Annotated in this window: 19 protein-coding genes; 15 read left to right on the forward strand and 4 right to left on the reverse strand. The window is 55.3% G+C overall.

The annotated features are described in order from the left end of the window. Window positions 1-67: 67 nt before the first annotated feature. Genes BUB23_RS16945 through BUB23_RS16960 form a run of 4 tightly spaced genes read right to left on the reverse strand, consistent with a single transcriptional unit; the run spans window position 68 to window position 3,069 of the window. A complete protein-coding gene (locus BUB23_RS16945; protein WP_143161016.1) occupies window positions 68-778 on the reverse strand; it encodes a hypothetical protein in 711 nt (236 codons plus the stop codon). A 31-nt stretch (window positions 779-809) separates the two neighbouring features. After that, window positions 810-1,286, reverse strand: a complete 477-nt coding sequence (locus BUB23_RS16950; protein ID WP_084136088.1) for a prepilin peptidase — start codon at window positions 1,284-1,286, stop codon at window positions 810-812. A 29-nt stretch (window positions 1,287-1,315) separates the two neighbouring features. Beyond that, window positions 1,316-2,248 (reverse strand): ParB/RepB/Spo0J family partition protein, encoded by a 933-nt coding sequence (locus BUB23_RS16955; protein WP_073105045.1) that lies wholly within the window; start codon window positions 2,246-2,248, stop codon window positions 1,316-1,318. Continuing rightward, window positions 2,245-3,069: a ParA family protein gene (locus BUB23_RS16960; RefSeq protein WP_073105048.1), complete on the reverse strand. Its 825-nt coding sequence runs from the start codon at window positions 3,067-3,069 to the stop codon at window positions 2,245-2,247. The genes BUB23_RS16955 and BUB23_RS16960 overlap by 4 nt, the downstream gene beginning before the upstream one ends. A 2,186-nt stretch (window positions 3,070-5,255) precedes the next feature. Here BUB23_RS16960 and BUB23_RS16970 point away from each other — a divergent pair. The 15 genes from BUB23_RS16970 to BUB23_RS17035 all read left to right on the forward strand — a co-directional run. After that, entirely contained in the window at window positions 5,256-5,930 is a 675-nt protein-coding gene (locus tag BUB23_RS16970; RefSeq protein WP_073105053.1) for a hypothetical protein, read from the forward strand. Window positions 5,931-6,681: 751 nt separating this feature from the next. Beyond that, entirely contained in the window at window positions 6,682-6,909 is a 228-nt protein-coding gene (locus tag BUB23_RS26795; protein ID WP_073105140.1) for an antitoxin VbhA family protein, read from the forward strand. 35 nt (window positions 6,910-6,944) lie between these two features. Further along, window positions 6,945-7,841, forward strand: a complete 897-nt coding sequence (locus BUB23_RS16985; protein WP_073105059.1) for a Fic/DOC family protein — start codon at window positions 6,945-6,947, stop codon at window positions 7,839-7,841. A gap of 301 nt (window positions 7,842-8,142) precedes the next feature. Beyond that, window positions 8,143-8,838: a hypothetical protein gene (locus tag BUB23_RS16990; protein WP_073105062.1), complete on the forward strand. Its 696-nt coding sequence runs from the start codon at window positions 8,143-8,145 to the stop codon at window positions 8,836-8,838. Beyond that, on the forward strand, window positions 8,822-9,055 hold the full coding sequence (locus BUB23_RS16995) for a hypothetical protein (RefSeq protein WP_073105064.1): 234 nt from the start codon (window positions 8,822-8,824) through the stop codon (window positions 9,053-9,055). The genes BUB23_RS16990 and BUB23_RS16995 overlap by 17 nt, the downstream gene beginning before the upstream one ends. Further along, window positions 9,045-9,239, forward strand: a complete 195-nt coding sequence (locus tag BUB23_RS17000) for a hypothetical protein (RefSeq protein WP_073105067.1) — start codon at window positions 9,045-9,047, stop codon at window positions 9,237-9,239. The genes BUB23_RS16995 and BUB23_RS17000 overlap by 11 nt, the downstream gene beginning before the upstream one ends. Continuing rightward, a complete protein-coding gene (locus tag BUB23_RS17005; RefSeq protein ID WP_073105070.1) occupies window positions 9,236-9,808 on the forward strand; it encodes a lysozyme family protein in 573 nt (190 codons plus the stop codon). The genes BUB23_RS17000 and BUB23_RS17005 overlap by 4 nt, the downstream gene beginning before the upstream one ends. Window positions 9,809-10,013: 205 nt before the next feature. Then, window positions 10,014-10,535 (forward strand): hypothetical protein, encoded by a 522-nt coding sequence (locus BUB23_RS17010; RefSeq protein WP_073105073.1) that lies wholly within the window; start codon window positions 10,014-10,016, stop codon window positions 10,533-10,535. A 177-nt stretch (window positions 10,536-10,712) separates the two neighbouring features. Beyond that, a complete protein-coding gene (locus BUB23_RS26800) occupies window positions 10,713-10,994 on the forward strand; it encodes a hypothetical protein (protein WP_143161017.1) in 282 nt (93 codons plus the stop codon). A 37-nt stretch (window positions 10,995-11,031) separates the two neighbouring features. Continuing rightward, window positions 11,032-11,298, forward strand: a complete 267-nt coding sequence (locus BUB23_RS17015) for a hypothetical protein (protein ID WP_143161018.1) — start codon at window positions 11,032-11,034, stop codon at window positions 11,296-11,298. Beyond that, complete coding sequence (locus tag BUB23_RS17020) at window positions 11,295-12,563, forward strand: DUF1173 family protein (RefSeq protein ID WP_073105078.1); 1,269 nt, start codon at window positions 11,295-11,297, stop codon at window positions 12,561-12,563. The genes BUB23_RS17015 and BUB23_RS17020 overlap by 4 nt, the downstream gene beginning before the upstream one ends. Window positions 12,564-12,592: 29 nt before the next feature. Continuing rightward, window positions 12,593-13,531: a KfrB domain-containing protein gene (locus BUB23_RS17025; protein ID WP_073105081.1), complete on the forward strand. Its 939-nt coding sequence runs from the start codon at window positions 12,593-12,595 to the stop codon at window positions 13,529-13,531. Between the two features lie 138 nt (window positions 13,532-13,669). Then, window positions 13,670-14,020, forward strand: a complete 351-nt coding sequence (locus tag BUB23_RS26805; protein WP_143161019.1) for a hypothetical protein — start codon at window positions 13,670-13,672, stop codon at window positions 14,018-14,020. A 38-nt stretch (window positions 14,021-14,058) separates the two neighbouring features. Beyond that, window positions 14,059-14,334: a hypothetical protein gene (locus tag BUB23_RS17030; RefSeq protein ID WP_073105084.1), complete on the forward strand. Its 276-nt coding sequence runs from the start codon at window positions 14,059-14,061 to the stop codon at window positions 14,332-14,334. A gap of 143 nt (window positions 14,335-14,477) precedes the next feature. Further along, window positions 14,478-14,750, forward strand: a 273-nt coding sequence (locus tag BUB23_RS17035) for a helix-turn-helix domain-containing protein (RefSeq protein ID WP_245801307.1), incomplete at its 3' end; no start/stop codon positions are given.

Below are 14,750 nucleotides of genomic sequence, written 5' to 3' on the forward strand. Positions count from 1 at the left end.
ATTGGCAGATGGCCGAAACTGAGGAGACCAAGTTTACTTACGTCGCAGCAAACCTGTTGGATCGAAGTTATCTGGGCATGGTCAGCTTGCTACTGCTAATGGACCAGCCGGGCATGCCCGCAGTAAGGACTGGTACTGGATCTTGTGCTCGCCAAGCGATGATTCCCGGCGCCGTTGCCCGCCAATAGCGTTCGCCGGGCCGTATGGGCCATGCGTAGAGCCAGCGCCCAGTCAGAGTATCAATCGGATTTAATTGGCGGTGGATAACTCGATATCGCCATTGCGGTCGTTGCTCGATCGCCCGGACTCTATCGGCCAAGCGCTCAGGCTGCCGATCTAGAAAATTAAGCGCGCTCGCGCTGATCAGCACCGCGCCGGGTTGGGCGCTAAGCTCATCAAGCATGGTCTCAAATGCTAGCAACGCCAACCGGTTCACCTTGTCGCGATCAGCCTTTTCGCCCAACAGCTTTATGCCCCGCGGGCGTTTTCCAAGCAGCCGTGGCAAGAGGTCGGCCCAAAAATGCGGCGGATACCCTCCCACGTGGCTGGACCAGGTGTAATGTCCTTCTTGCAGGTAGAAGATGCTGACACCGTTATAGCGTGCCAAATAACGCATTTGCCGACGCTGAATGATACCCATGATGCCTAGGCACGCCAGCATCGCCGCGCAAAGGAACAAGGCTGTTAATTGCGACCCCCAGATGGTCGTGGCCATGGCGGCGACGGCGAAGCCCCCCGCCAATATGACCGCCGCCTTCTTGACATTCAGAATAAGCAATGCGTTCCCCAAATCCGAGCAATTCAAAAGTTTAGCGGCTAAACACAACGCCTAACGCCGCCAAGCCCGCTGCCGCCAGGCTGGGCCCAAAGGGCAAGGGCCGATCGGCCCGCCCTGCCCTGCGCCGTGCCATGGCGGCTCCCCATCCTGCGATACAAGCGCCGAGCACGATCCAAGGCAATAGCGCAACACCGAACCACGCGCCTAAAGCGGCTGTCAATTTAAAGTCGCCGTATCCCATGCCGTCTCGGCCTATGGCCCATCGATGTGCGCGATTGGCCGCCCAAAGCAGCAGGTATCCGGCCGCGGCGCCCAGCACTGCACTGCGCAAAGGGGCGATGAGCCCGTCTAGATTGAAAAGCAGCCCCACCCACATGAGAGACAGGGTCAAGGCATCCGGCAACAACCCGGTTTTGATGTCGACCCAGGCCAGCAGCAGCAACGTCGCGCCCAAGATCGCACCTGCGATGCCTAGCAATGGTGAGGTTGCCAAAAGACCATCAAGCATGATTTCCTCCGGTCGGATCTGTTTAGCAGCTAAACAGATCCGTCGACAAGCTCGCCGAACCCCAGGCGAACCAGCAGATCGTTGAAATGCTCCCAGTTCTGGGCGAATACGATGAGCTGCACCCGCTTGCCCTTTTGGCGTTCGGATATGCTCACCGTGGTTGCCAGCCGGTCGGACAGGGCATTTTCCATGCGTCGCACGTCGCCGCCCTTAGCGGGCTTGCCGGATTTGCCCGCACGCTTAACAGCCTGCTTACGCAACGCCTTGACCGTCTCGCGCGTCACCTGTTTAGCGGCTAAACTGTCGCCCGCTTCGGCCAAGGTTTGCTCGACGAGCCGAGGATTTTCCTTATGGGCGCGCGCTAATTCATTGACCAGCGTGATGTCTTGGACTCGGCCCGAAAAAAAGGCGTCTGCCACGGGATCGGGAAGATTGAGCAACTTCATATGCTGCGACACGAAAGCTTTTGATTTCCCAAGCAACTGCGCGACCTGCGTTAACGTCTTGCCATCGGCCAGCTCGCTGCCGATGAAATCGGCGATCTCGCGCGCGGTGTGTCCCTCGCGTTGGATGTTCTCGATCAACTGGTCGTATTTGTCGAAGTGCTCATCGATGAATCCCGGAACCTGCTTTAAGCCAGCGACCTTGGCGCCGCGGTAGCGGCGATGTCCGTGATTGATAATGTAGTAGCCCGGCGCATCTGGATCTGGGCGTAGGGACAGTGGCACCTTGATGCCGCGGCCTCCCGTCATGCTTTGAGCAAGCTCTGCAATGCTCTCTTTGCTGAAACCTGGATTGTCCTCGGATCGCTGGTTTCGACCCTCGCGAATGCGATCCAGGTCGAACATCTGGGGTTTGCTGGAAGGCGACACAGGGGCGTTGAGCATCGCGGCCAAATCCCCGAGCCCGGCCAGGTCCAAGCCGGCAGATTGTTTAGCCGCTAAACGGTTTGCATAGTTCATTGCAGCACTCCCATTTTGATCAACACGTAGTTCCCCAGGGTTCGCATCTCCACGCCGGCGGCGCGAGCCGATGTCTTGCGCAACTTCCAGACGGGTACGCCCAGGGCCAAGGCCTCGGCCACGCTGGAACGCAGGCCGACAACCAATGGCACCACAAAGGTTCCCTGCGTGGCCCGGACCTGTGCCAAATGCGTCACCTGGCGCGGATTGCGACGATCGACCCGACTTGGCAGGATGCCAAGAAACGAGAGCCGTGGGTTGCGCTGGCGAGCATTGAGGATGGTGCGCATCAAGTATTTGATGCCTTCGATGGAGTATGCCTCCATCTCCACCGGCGAAATGACAGCGTCGGCCGCATGCAACGCCGCAGCCAAGGCAATGCCCAGGCCCGGCGCCGTGTCGATCACGCATAGGTCATAGTCCTGCCCAAAGCGCTGCAGATTGGCGGTAAAGCGGCTAAGCGCCTGCTCCAACGGCAGATAGATGAGGTTGGGCAACAGGTTGTCGGCGCGAATCAGATCGAGCCGCCCCTTGTGGCAGTTGGCCGACAGATCCGTTACCAGGGCTACGTCGGCTGCAATCGGGCCCTGTGACCCGGCGGCTTCCTGTTTAGCCGCTAAACGCTCCGGCGGCGTATCGCCGAAAAGAGCGCTGGCGACGATGCCTAGATCATATGCCGCCAGGGTTTTCGAGAGGTTGCCCGTATCTAGGTCCACGGCGAGCGTACGCAAACCCGCTTCGTGGGAAAAAAAGGCAGTATGAGCGGCGCAAGCGGTCTTTCCCACACCGCCCTTGCCTCCTGCGACAACGAATATTTTCACGATAGCTCCTGGAGTGTTTAGCCGCTAAACGCGGCAAGAGTCAGCAGTACACCGAGCAGTGTTTAGCTGCTAAACAGGGGTTGTTTGTCATAGTGAATTCGTATCGGCGTTTCATTTCGTGAAGCCGCACGGGTCGGCGCTTTCTCTCTATTAAGAGGTCGATTCTGGGCCAGTTTGGATGCCGATCATCAGGGCGACTATCCCGGCGGCTTACCAGTCCGGCGTCGTCAGCAACAGCCGAAAGGAGCATTGTCTTCAGACGCATTGAATGAAATAGTAGCACATGCTACTAGACTGTAGATGCAATAGCTACTGTTGCACATGCTACTTTTCACCGATGAACGAAATTGAGCTCGCAAACCATCGCAGACAGCGGCTAGCTGACGCTGTCGACGCTGTCTCTAAAGGAGACAGGACTGCGTTTGGGCGTCGTTTGGGCTATCGCGACGGAGCCTTTATCAGGCAAATGATTAGTGGCAGTCGGGCCATATCCGAACGAACGGTTTATAAGATTGAGAATCTTCCGGGTATGCGCGGTTGGTTCGCGAAAGAATATTCAAATGCGCGAGTCAAAGTCGGCAACAACGTCGAATCTATAGAAGCGAAGGCGTTAAACGAGATTGCGGCACGATACGCGGCGATCGGCGATGCGGCTCAACGAGTTGTAGACCTTGTGCTGCGTCGCGATGATGAGCCCATGCCTGTTTGGGCGACTAGGCCCTTAATTTCGGCGGTTGACACAGCCATTGCTATTGCGGAACTCTCAACAGAGCCGCAAACTGAACTCCCAAAGCAAGCGCGAAACCTCCCAAAGCCAGCGCGAAAGTAATCGACCTTTTCAAGAAAAAAATTTAGCTGTAAAGTAACTAATTATTAATTTAGATATAAAACGTTACTGCGTCTGAGTTTCGGCTCTTGACCGCAAATCCTATGGGCTTTTCCGCTGTAACCATGCCAAGACCTTGTTATCGGAGGATAGAAGCAAATGCTATTGCTGGACAGCGTAGCGTATGCTACTATTTACTTACCCTTTGCTACTAGGCGGGGGCGCTCCTTAACAATCCGGAAGTCGATAAATACCGCGCCGGCCCTATAAACGGGACCAACCGATTGCGCGGCTACCTGCTGCAGTATCGAGACCTGGGTAGAAGCAAAACAGGTTAAAGGTCAGATGTGATTGAGGTAGAGTCACCGGTCCGCCGGGACTCTGAAGCACTCGATAACTATCGGCTATCCATGGAACACAGCGGGGCGATATGCCCTGTTCCCAACTACCAAATGGACGCCCGGACTGCTCGTGAGAGCACCCTGAATCGAGGATTGGCGGAGTAAATCCTTGATGCCCGCGGGAAAGACCGCACCGCTTGAAATGCATTGTCGTACCGGCCACCGGGTACCGCGACAACTGCGCCTGGCGGGATCAAAGCCCCCTGCCCCCGTCGTGGTATCTCGGCGGGCCGGGCAACAGGCCTCTGGAGAGGCCGCTTTGGCAAGCACCCATACGGGTGCTTACTGAAGCCGATAAATAGGAGAACGAGATGAGTCTTATGATTACCCGCACGCGCATCATCAAGAGCGGCGCCGGGGAATACATCGCTTCAGCTCGCAACACCAGATACGGCATTCACCGAAAGGTCGGAAAGCTGGACACGGTGCGGAAAGCTAGGCTTGAGGCTATTAGGGCCCATTCGAGCCAGTCTCGTTCTGGTATGACGTTGGAATCAAGCGCCCCGCCGCCAAGCCCCATTATCCAGATTACGTTGTGGGCCCCGTATTCATCACAAGCGAAACTCGCTGGCTTTTTGAATGCCGCTCTGTCGGCTGCTTTCACCGCCGCTGGGCGAGCCGACACATACGGAGCGGCCTCAAAAAATCCGGGCGATGGAAGCCGCGCATGTGCCACCCGACCCATTCGAGCTTGTCGAAACCAGTCTATCCGCGCTTGTCCGAACCGGTCTATTCGCGCGTGCTCGAAATAATCTATTGTGCCAAGGGCATCGCACCCTGCATTGACCGGATATCGGCTATTACCAAAGCGGCTCTGGCGAGGCCGTTTTGGCGAGCTCTCATTCGGAGCGCTCGCCAGGACCGATCGCGCCGAAGCCTCTGTGCAGGACGCCAAGACGTTCGTATTGGCCGAACTTCCACGGCCGCCTTTCGGGGCGGACTTCTCTCAGGAGTATCAAATGCTGCACATTTCTTCCCACGTGGCGGACCTGCTGGACAACCTGGGGCTTACGCTAGGTTCCCATCAGGTCGAACTCGTCAACTTCAAGCGGGCCAAACAATGCTCCGTCCGCCATGATCAGGTTCCCGTGGCCATCACCGGCTACACCCTTGTCTCGCCGGCGTTCGCGCGTGGACGTTTCCCGGAGTGTTCCTTCATTGACATGATCGAGAAGCGGTCGTCGATGGACGACCGGGATGCTTGCGCCCTGGCGGCAATCTGCGGCGTCGATGTGATGCCACCATTCTGGGGCAATCCGCGCCCTTTCGGTGAGCACGTGTGGAACATCATCGACCTGTACGAGCTTGGCGCTTTCTTCGAGCGCGTCAACCATCGCTACGGAAACGAGGGGGACCACTACCTGATGCGTCCGCGCGGTTTGGATTGGAGCGACCCGGACCAGCCGGAGCTTCCCGGCGGCTTGCAAAAGTGGCGCAGCGACTACAGGGAGCTGCCACCAGTCCGCCAGTTGATGGTAGCGACTGTGCTGCAGCTCTACCTGCAAGGCGACGATCGGTACTGGATGGTGCGGGTACCGAAAAAATGGCACGCCGCCGAAGGCATCGAGATTCTTCACGCGCAGGGTGTACTGGCCGATTGGGCGAAGCTCTATGCGCTGTATCCCGGCTGGTGATGGCATGGGCCGAAATAGCCATAAGAACCGTGGCTGGCGCGCTCGCTAGGCGTGCGAGCGGATCAGTCGCCCCGCCATCCACACATCAACAGCCATCGCACGCGTATCGCCGAGCCCGACCGACCCGGCCAACCATAACCCCAAAGAGGCTCAGTTCGTTAGAGCGCCCGTTATGGGGAATCATAGAGGAAAATTACGGCACCTGTCCCGGCGGCACTGATTCCAATTCACTAAAATCGACTGCCAGCCGATATAGGATCGGCGTTCTGGGTCCGAATCGAAGATATAAGTTTCCAACAGTGATTTGGAGCAAGTTATGGGATCGTTATTACAATTTATGGGTACGGTTATGATTCTCATGGTGTCAATCACGGATATCTTATATGGCCAACCAGGCTCATTGATATCCGCTGCCGTAGTACCTGGAATCCTTGCCGGCATCGTGGTTACTTGTATCGGTTTTAAAATCGATGCGGACCAAAGAAAGAACGACCAGGAAAGTGATTAAGAAAAAAGGAAAATCCATATGTACAACTGAAAATATGGATAAGTTGGTCACCATCAAAACGTCGCGAGACTGCATATCTTATGCATAAATCAGTGCCTGGAACCTGTTGCTTTGGATATGATCGTCGACTTAGGCCAAGCGCAGGCCGACGAAGAATTCCTTAGTAAACAGTCTTGCAGGAAACCATGCGCTTTATAATAGAAACTGTATTTGTATCGTCACCATAATTGCTCTGGGATCACCATGACTAATCAAGAACTCAAGCGCCGGCACCGTGCAGTAACCGATGCAATAGCCAGTCAGCGCCTCGAAGGTCTGGAGGTGGATTCACAGACCATCTCCGAATTAGAGCGTGCCGCCGATGGTGAATTGAGCGTCGAGGAGGTCCTGCGTAGCGTAAAAGCCCGCATTCAAGCGGGCGAGTTTCGTACCAAATCCAACGGCTCCGACTTTTCAAGTGGCGGAATTTAGCGGCTAAATACCACTTCGTTTTGCGAGACTGAGCTATGTCGAAGTATCAGACCGACCCCAGCGACCCCTACATCGACATCAGTCATCAAGTACTGCGTAATCGCTTGGGAATTTCTGACCAGGTCGAACTTGAGCGAACAGAAGCAGCATTATCGGCCGTGCGGTTATATGAACTTGCCCACAACCCGGTTCGGGGCAGATTTGACTTGAATCACCTCAAGCAGATTCACAAACGCTTGTTTAGTGACATCTACTCGTGGGCAGGTGAACTACGTACGGTGGACATCTCCAAGGGTAATACACGATTTGCCCACCATGCACACATTGACAGTTATGCCCCGATAATTACCAATGCACTAGACCGGGAAGGACTGTTAAAAGGACTGCCACCCGATAAGTTCAGCAATCGCGCCGGGCACTATCTGGGCGAACTGAACGTGCTGCATCCCTTTCGAGAAGGCAATGGGCGAACGTTGCGAGCTTTCTTTAGACAGCTTGCCCATGAAGCCGGGTACGAAATACTCTGGCATCGTATTGACCGCGAAGCCAACATTCAAGCTTCCGTTGCGGCGTATCAGGGCGACTCATCGGGCCTGGCTAAACTCATTGAAGACAATTTGCTGGACTTTGATCGGGAAGCAGCGATTGAACTCGCAAAAGAAGTGGTTGGCGACCAGGTGCACATTGAACCGCCAATAGCCGGGCAACAGTATCACGGTTTGATTGTTGGGGAGACGGATCGCTATATCGTGCAGCAACAAGCCGATGCGACGAATCACGTGATTGTTCATCAACGCCAAACGGTCGTTGCTTCCGGTTGGCCGCAATCTGGTCAAATAGTCACTATTGATTATTCTTCGGGTCGGTTCGGCGTCGTTCACGAGGCCGAGTCGTCTTACAAACAGACGTTTCAAAAAGATCGTGGCCTATAGCACAAACATGAATGCGTGATGTGCATGCTCAACCGTAGTAGAACATTGAAATCGTGCGACCGGGCTGTGTAGAAAGCGCCCCACGCGGGAGCGCCTCCGGTCCTCACTCACACCGCGGGAAAACCGGCCGCTGACGCACAGTAGCCCAAACCGTATAAGCCTACCCCTGCCGCCGATACCGCAGTCGCCTGGAAGAGTCCAAAGCAATGGGCAAGCTCCGAACCCCCACCTCTTACGTAGCGAAGTTTGTACCGATTGACATCGATAACGTGGAACTACACCAGCGCACAGAGAGAACACCATGACTGACCCTATTCCCATCCTATACCAGCACGAAGACGGGCGCTACGCCCTGTCGTTCGGCCCCGCGCGATTCGCGATCGGCGAGCCGGCATGGTATAGAGTGCCGCTTGACCTGATCGAGGCGCAACGGACCAGTGTACAGCCTGCCGCGGACCCGCAGCCCCCACGGTTGACGCATGATCAAATGATTGCGCTACGTGACTTCCAGAGGACCGTCATCATGGACAGCGCGCACAGTATCGATAAGTCGACAATCCAGCATCTGGCGCAACTTGGTGCGCTTGAGCCGCGCGGTTTTGGCAAACACCGACTGTCCGCATACGGCGAATGGCTTCTTTCTACCCCCGTTGCCGCCACCACCCCACCATTTGCCGGATACGACCGAAACTTCAATCCCGGAAGCAATCCCGATAACCCCCAAACGGAGCAGGATGCGGATACGGAGGATGCACTGCCTGATACAACGCTACTACATGAGCTAGCACTGGCAGGACTGATTTGCAAGATCATTCCAGGGCTTGATAGTGGCGATATCCTGGCAGATGCTCCGGCAGCAAGCGCCGCGCTATCAGCCCAGCCCGACCCAGCGACGGCCGCCGCACGCGACGTACTGGCCGAGCGCCGCCGGCAGGTTGAGGCTGAGGGCTGGACGCCGGAGCATGACGATACTCATGTGAATGACGAATGTGAATGACGAAATTGCAGCAATGGCGGCTTTCTACGCGATGCCACCGGGCGCGCGCGAGTGGCCTGCATCAGAAACAGGGTACGGAGACACGCTGGGCGATGCCATCCTGCTGGAAGGGTGGATCGGCAAGGCTCCCGACCGACGCCGCGAGTTGGTCAAAGCGGGTGCCCTCGTCCTGGCTGAAATTGAGGGGCTAGACCGAGCGGCCAAGCGTGCTGGATGATATTGCCGGTATCATCGCCGCATTTCATCGACTGCAATGGTTTTGGCCGTCAGCATGGCCCATCGTTGGCGATGCAACATTTTGGGACGGCATGTTGCGAATCTGGCTGATCATGTTGCCGGTTGCCGAAATCGGAACAATTGCCCTTCACTTGACGCCGCGAAATTTGGAGAAAAAAGTATGAATATGGCCAGTAACCTTGCGGAAGCAGCTTCCTCGTTGCCTGCCAATTTCCTTGTAGCGGCCACTCTTTTGTTGGGTTTGAGCAGCGTATATCTTGTAATTTTCTGGCAGAGTTGGCCGCGTATCTTCGGCGTTTCTCTACTGGCAATGGCATCTATAAGTTTCACCATTACTGCAACTCTCGGCAAGGACGTGATCGATCCTTGTCTGGAAAAGGCTGCTTCCGAGTTTGGTGTGCCAGCAAAGGTGCTAAATGCAATGCGTCTAGCGGATTCGCCCCCGCATAACGAGGCCTTGGCAGCCCGATTGTTTGGACCGATGGGGCTGGGCGAACCAGCGCTCCTAGCAGCGCAAAAAGGAGCCAATATCGACCCAGACGAGGCGAAAATCGACACGTGTCAAAACTTCCGGGCTGCTGCTTGGTTTCTCTCTGACGCCCGACGACGGGCCGGTGGCGATCTGTGGCAGGGCGTGGGCCTCTATTACGCTGGTGATACGTCAACCAAGCGCCGGAAAGATCTGTCCGATCTTTATATCGCCCGCATCCAGAAGGCGGCAGGCGAGAACTGACAGACTAAAACTTTAGTGGCTAAATTCTTTGGTCGGACTCATTTTTGCGGCTTGCGCTATCCCTTGATGAGCGACTGGAGGTTGGCGGTAATGTAACGATTGCCAGTTGGGTGGTCGATAACGATGCCGTTCTGGACGAAATCGTCGAGGCTGCGCTGAATGTGTAAAACGGCCAAACAAGGACAAATTTTCAAAGAAGGAGAATATGAATCCTAAATTCACTTATCAAAAACCATCGGAACAAACGGTTCAACGCCAAACTTTTTTGCTGTTGGGCTTTGTTTGGGTTGCTACTCTAGTTTGGTTGCTGTCCATGGCTATGCTTGTCGTGATCTTTACCACCCCAATGATGGAAGGTCTTTCGAAGAGTATGCACATATCGGCATTTTTTACCGCTGTAGCGCATTTTATTTTTGGAGTTTGTGGGGTTTTGGTCGTCATTCCTGGTTTACGTGATAAATGGGGGGTTGAGCCGTTAAGCGTTGATGACTTGGATTATTTAAAACATCTTGCCGACGAAAACGATGATGTTGCCGAAGCGGTGCGGAAATGGTTAACCCAAGGGCTTACATTGCGCAAGCGCGATTTGGATGCAATTAATCTATACATACAGTCCAGCAAGGCGATTGACTCGGCGGCAAGAACTAGGCAAAGGGAAGCAGACCTATTGCGGGAATTAGGCAGTTCGACCCGACCACCGAAACAACAAGATGGCTTTATGAGATAGGTGCTGGTGCGAGCTTCTTTTGCCTGGAACGAACGATCAAGACTGAAGCTGACTGGAACTGGCTCCAAGAAAAGATCACGGCCGATCCTAAGACTACGCGGCTGGACATCATGAGCGCTACTCAGGTAGATGACTGAGCAATAACGCGGCGGTTGGACGTCCCTGTTGGAGTACGCCGTGCCGATTTCAATCGTAACTCTGCTGCCGGTCGCGAAATATGGCCCTCCATTAACCGGCTTTACCGAATACCCTAAATGTGGACATCTAGAGGCCGCACAGCCCTTGAAGACCGAATGGCCCGCAGACGACACGCGTGATGCGTCGGGCAGCGCATTTCCCTTTCACTTCACCCATGCCGTGCAACCGGGGCCTTACACCGGGGATGCGTGCCGTCTGCCGACTATTTGGATCCCTGTGAAATCATTCGCCACGCTCAACGCTTTGCGCGTTGATACATGATGCCTAGCTTGTTCCCAACCCCATTGGAATGTGCTCAATGGAAACACAATACACCGGTCAAGATGGTGACGACCTATGTCGATGCCTCAGGATGGAATACGAACGATATACAGCGCCGGACAATGACCAACCCGGTTACTTGTCATTTGCCGAAGTGATTGTCCTGAACGAAGGAAGCAAAGCTTTCAACGAACAAATGAAACGCAGTGGCGACACACAACTCGCCCAGGCAATTTCCGGCGCCGCGATGCGCCGAGTCCAGGCCCTGGCCGACGAAATCAAACGTGAGTTCGAACATCAATGAAAGAGTACAAATCTTACCCAGTCGAAGTCAGCCTGGCGGGCCAGACGAAAACTTATAGTCCGGAATTTCAGACTGACGATCAATTCGCCTATGCTTGGAAGAAAGTACTCGTGATGGCTCATGGCAAGGCCGTAGTCCGGTGCCTGTGCGCTGGCATGGGCGAGAAGCGTTTATCGATCCACAGCCGATCAAACTCGGATCGCTTCCACCTGGCTCGATTTCCAGAGACGGGTCCGGAACATGCCGAAGACTGCGTATTTTATAGCGTGGACCCTAATGCATCCGGGATGGGCGCGTACAAGCGAGGTGTCATCCAAGAGCTGGACGACGGCAACACAAAGATCAAACTGAAGATCGGTCTACAGCAGCGCGTCACGAAAGCGCCTACAGACAACGAAGCGCCGGCTTCCAATTCCAAGACCACTTCGCAATCCCGCGTCAGTCAATCCAGCATGACGTTGCTTGGGCTGCTGCACTATTTGTGGACCCAGGCCGCGCTCAATACCTGGACACCGGCCATGTTGGGAAAGCGCAACCTAGGTGTCGTGCATCACCACCTGATGCGGGTGGCCATGACGACCTACGCCGGCAGAGTAAAGCTTGCGCAGAACCTCTTGATTGGCACCCCATCGCCCGAGGGCCAACAACCCCGCCTTAACCAGGCGAAAGCCATTTCGGCCAGTAATGAGCGCCGCAGGCTGGTGGTGGCAGCGCCATTGGCGCGCCACCGCGAAGGCCTGGAGAATGCCCGCACACTCCCGATCTCAGGCTTTCACGGCATACCATACCTGGACATGGGTAGCGAACTGTGGCAAATCACCAAGCGCCGCTTTGGCTCGGAGGTGAGCGCGTGGATAGCCGGCAATCCGGTGATGATGTTTGCCCAGACTGACCCGCCCAAAACTGCGGCCGGCGCGCTGCAGGCGCATGTCATCGATTTGGCGCTCATGTGGATGACAAAAGACTGGATTCCGGTTGACAGTGGGTTCGAAGCCCTGCTGGCCGAAAGGCTGGTCCAGGAGAACCGCAGGTTTGAAAAGCCCCTGCGCTTTGACAGCCACGAACACGTTTTCCCTGATTTCTGGCTCAAGGACACAGGAGCTCCCGTGCCGATGGAGGTCTGGGGCATGGCCACACCCGATTATCAGGCGCGCAAACAGGAAAAAATCGCCCATTACGATTCGAGCTATGGCCCTGGCAACTGGTGGTCTTGGAACGGTGCAGCGGGAGATGAGCTCCCCGAGTTACCCTCGCGATCGCTGTAATGGTGCATGCCAATCCTCAAGGAATAACCATGAAACTGAAAGACTTGCCGGCAAAGATTGCCGAGTTCTGGCGCAAACCCGCGAATTCGGATGCCACGACCGAGTTCGATCGCGGCGGAGATCATGAAGCGGTAGATGATTTGGACATGGGAGATATTGAGGACGTATCCGACGTTGAGGACATATTCGGTGACAGCATGTCGCGCTGGACGGGGGCATCCGTTCAGGACATCAAGGCGCTGGGAAACTACGAGAACTCTCCCTGGGAAACCTTGGCTTGCAAGCATCTTAGTCGCACAGTGCCCCCGGAGTACCAGGGTTGGGTCAAAGAAGCGAGGCGTGAACACCCCGACGCCACGATGGCCTTGACCAATTCATTGGCTTCCACAACGAGTGCCGTACAGATTGTCGCGATAGATAATGCCGGTGAATCTCTCGTGTGCTCGTATGTCTCATTCGACTATGAGGGCTCAGAGGGATATGCGTTCAAGATCATGCCCAAGGAAGAAGCCTTCACAATCATCGAGAACTATCGCGCCAGCCATGACATCGTAAAGGAATTCGCAAGCGAGCATGGATTTGGATTGCTTCCGAATCGCTTCGATTACTCTGACATTGCGGGTAGCTTCGCACGCAGCTACAAGCCTGTTGTATCAATGGAGGCGCACGACATCATTGAACTTTACCTTGAAGATGAGATCGAGGATCTGTACCCGCTCGCGGGCCAAACTTATATCGGGCCGATAGAGGCCATCTCATCGGGCGTAGTTCTACAGCGTGTGAAAGATGGTGGCTACGTCGCGCACGAGGCGAAATGCTTGGTGGGCCTTGACCTGCCGGCGCAGCGGGGAAATTCACCCGTCCAGATCCGCTATCGCACCGGCGACGTGGGCATTGTGCAGGATGCCAATCTCGGACACGAACTGGACAGGGGGATTGAACTGGCCAAAGACGGCTACGGATTTTGAGACCCATGCAACCGAAGCGCTGGCGGTCTTGAAGTGATGCAGTCGACGATCCGGTTCGTAATTTGCCGGGCTCTGGGCCCTCGTGATCGTTACGCAATTTGCCAGTACATGGCTGGCCATCTAAATAGGAGTTCAGAAATGGCGCCTCTGATAACGGAACAGACCTTGCGTTTTATACCGACGAACGTTATGCGCCCCAGGCCTGGTGAAGAAGTCATTGCCTTTGTCCCACGGCGCTCGGGAAGCGGCCGCAGCCCGATCACAATATTGTCTCGCCATCGAAGTGACCACTCATTGTTTCATCACTGGTATTCGTCTGAGAAAACAGAACAATACGGAGACGATGAGGTGCTCTATTGGATGGAGAAGCCCAAATCAGTCAAAGCGATGTGGAATCCAACCTGCCGCCAGGTTGTGATTGTGAAATCACCCGCAACCGAGGAGCGGCTCAGCGATCATGAACAGGAGCCCGCCAATCACGGCCGGTAAATGCCGCACGCTTTGCCACCACGAGAGGCAGTTGAACATTGAACATCTCCAAGAATACCGGCCACCGTGCAAACGCGACTATCGATACCGGTCTGGATATGGTATCCAACATCCCGATTTGCATTTCCGTGGAGTTCAGGACACGGCAGCAAGTCCAGCTCTTTGATCGATTCATCAAGCGCCTGACAAGAAGTGAGCTACTGGCGCTGACGTTTACGCCCGACGAAGTTGATGGCTTATTGACGGCGCTGGGCGATGTACGTGCCCCGGTCAAGTCCTTTTTGGGCAGCGCAGCTAAAGAAGGACGGGCATAAGAAAAAGTATGACGATGAAGACCCACCATACACCATAGCTAGGAGAACAAGAGTGGTTGTTAGCGCCGATGTAATACTGACCCACTGCGCCGGAGTAAAACTGACCCACTTGGGCGAATATGGTGGTTTTTTGGCCGCCGACTATGTTGACCCAGGAGCAAGCAGTGGAAATCAAGGTGTTAATGCGGCATGGCGCCGGTATTCGAGAGATGGCGCGCGAGCTGGGGTGCTCACGCAATACGATCAGGCGGTATCTACGAGAGACGGCAGCCGAGCAATACAGTCCCAGAACGGCACGGCCGACCAAGCTGGATCCGTATAAGGGCTATTTGCTAGAACGTATCGAAGCGGCACGGCCACACTGGATCCCAGGCGTGGTGTTGCTACGCGAGATTCAGGAGCATGGCTATGACGGC

Source organism: Pollutimonas bauzanensis, from assembly GCF_900129885.1.
GTDB classification, from domain to species: Bacteria; Pseudomonadota; Gammaproteobacteria; order Burkholderiales; family Burkholderiaceae_B; genus Pollutimonas; species Pollutimonas bauzanensis.

Excerpts from the sequence above, each read along its gene's own strand:
- BUB23_RS16985 (WP_073105059.1), top strand. The coding sequence starts at position 6,945 with ATGTCGAAGTATCAGACCGACCCCAGCGACCCCTACATCGACATCAGT.
- BUB23_RS16970 (WP_073105053.1), top strand. The coding sequence starts at position 5,256 with ATGCTGCACATTTCTTCCCACGTGGCGGACCTGCTGGACAACCTGGGG.
- BUB23_RS16995 (WP_073105064.1), top strand. The coding sequence starts at position 8,822 with ATGACGAATGTGAATGACGAAATTGCAGCAATGGCGGCTTTCTACGCG.
- BUB23_RS16950 (WP_084136088.1), bottom strand. The coding sequence starts at position 1,286 with ATGCTTGATGGTCTTTTGGCAACCTCACCATTGCTAGGCATCGCAGGT.
- BUB23_RS16990 (WP_073105062.1), top strand. The coding sequence starts at position 8,143 with ATGACTGACCCTATTCCCATCCTATACCAGCACGAAGACGGGCGCTAC.
- BUB23_RS16955 (WP_073105045.1), bottom strand. The coding sequence starts at position 2,248 with ATGAACTATGCAAACCGTTTAGCGGCTAAACAATCTGCCGGCTTGGAC.
- BUB23_RS26795 (WP_073105140.1), top strand. The coding sequence starts at position 6,682 with ATGACTAATCAAGAACTCAAGCGCCGGCACCGTGCAGTAACCGATGCA.
- BUB23_RS26805 (WP_143161019.1), top strand. The coding sequence starts at position 13,670 with ATGGCGCCTCTGATAACGGAACAGACCTTGCGTTTTATACCGACGAAC.
- BUB23_RS17025 (WP_073105081.1), top strand. The coding sequence starts at position 12,593 with ATGAAACTGAAAGACTTGCCGGCAAAGATTGCCGAGTTCTGGCGCAAA.
- BUB23_RS17020 (WP_073105078.1), top strand. The coding sequence starts at position 11,295 with ATGAAAGAGTACAAATCTTACCCAGTCGAAGTCAGCCTGGCGGGCCAG.
- BUB23_RS17010 (WP_073105073.1), top strand. The coding sequence starts at position 10,014 with ATGAATCCTAAATTCACTTATCAAAAACCATCGGAACAAACGGTTCAA.
- BUB23_RS17015 (WP_143161018.1), top strand. The coding sequence starts at position 11,032 with ATGGAAACACAATACACCGGTCAAGATGGTGACGACCTATGTCGATGC.
- BUB23_RS17005 (WP_073105070.1), top strand. The coding sequence starts at position 9,236 with ATGAATATGGCCAGTAACCTTGCGGAAGCAGCTTCCTCGTTGCCTGCC.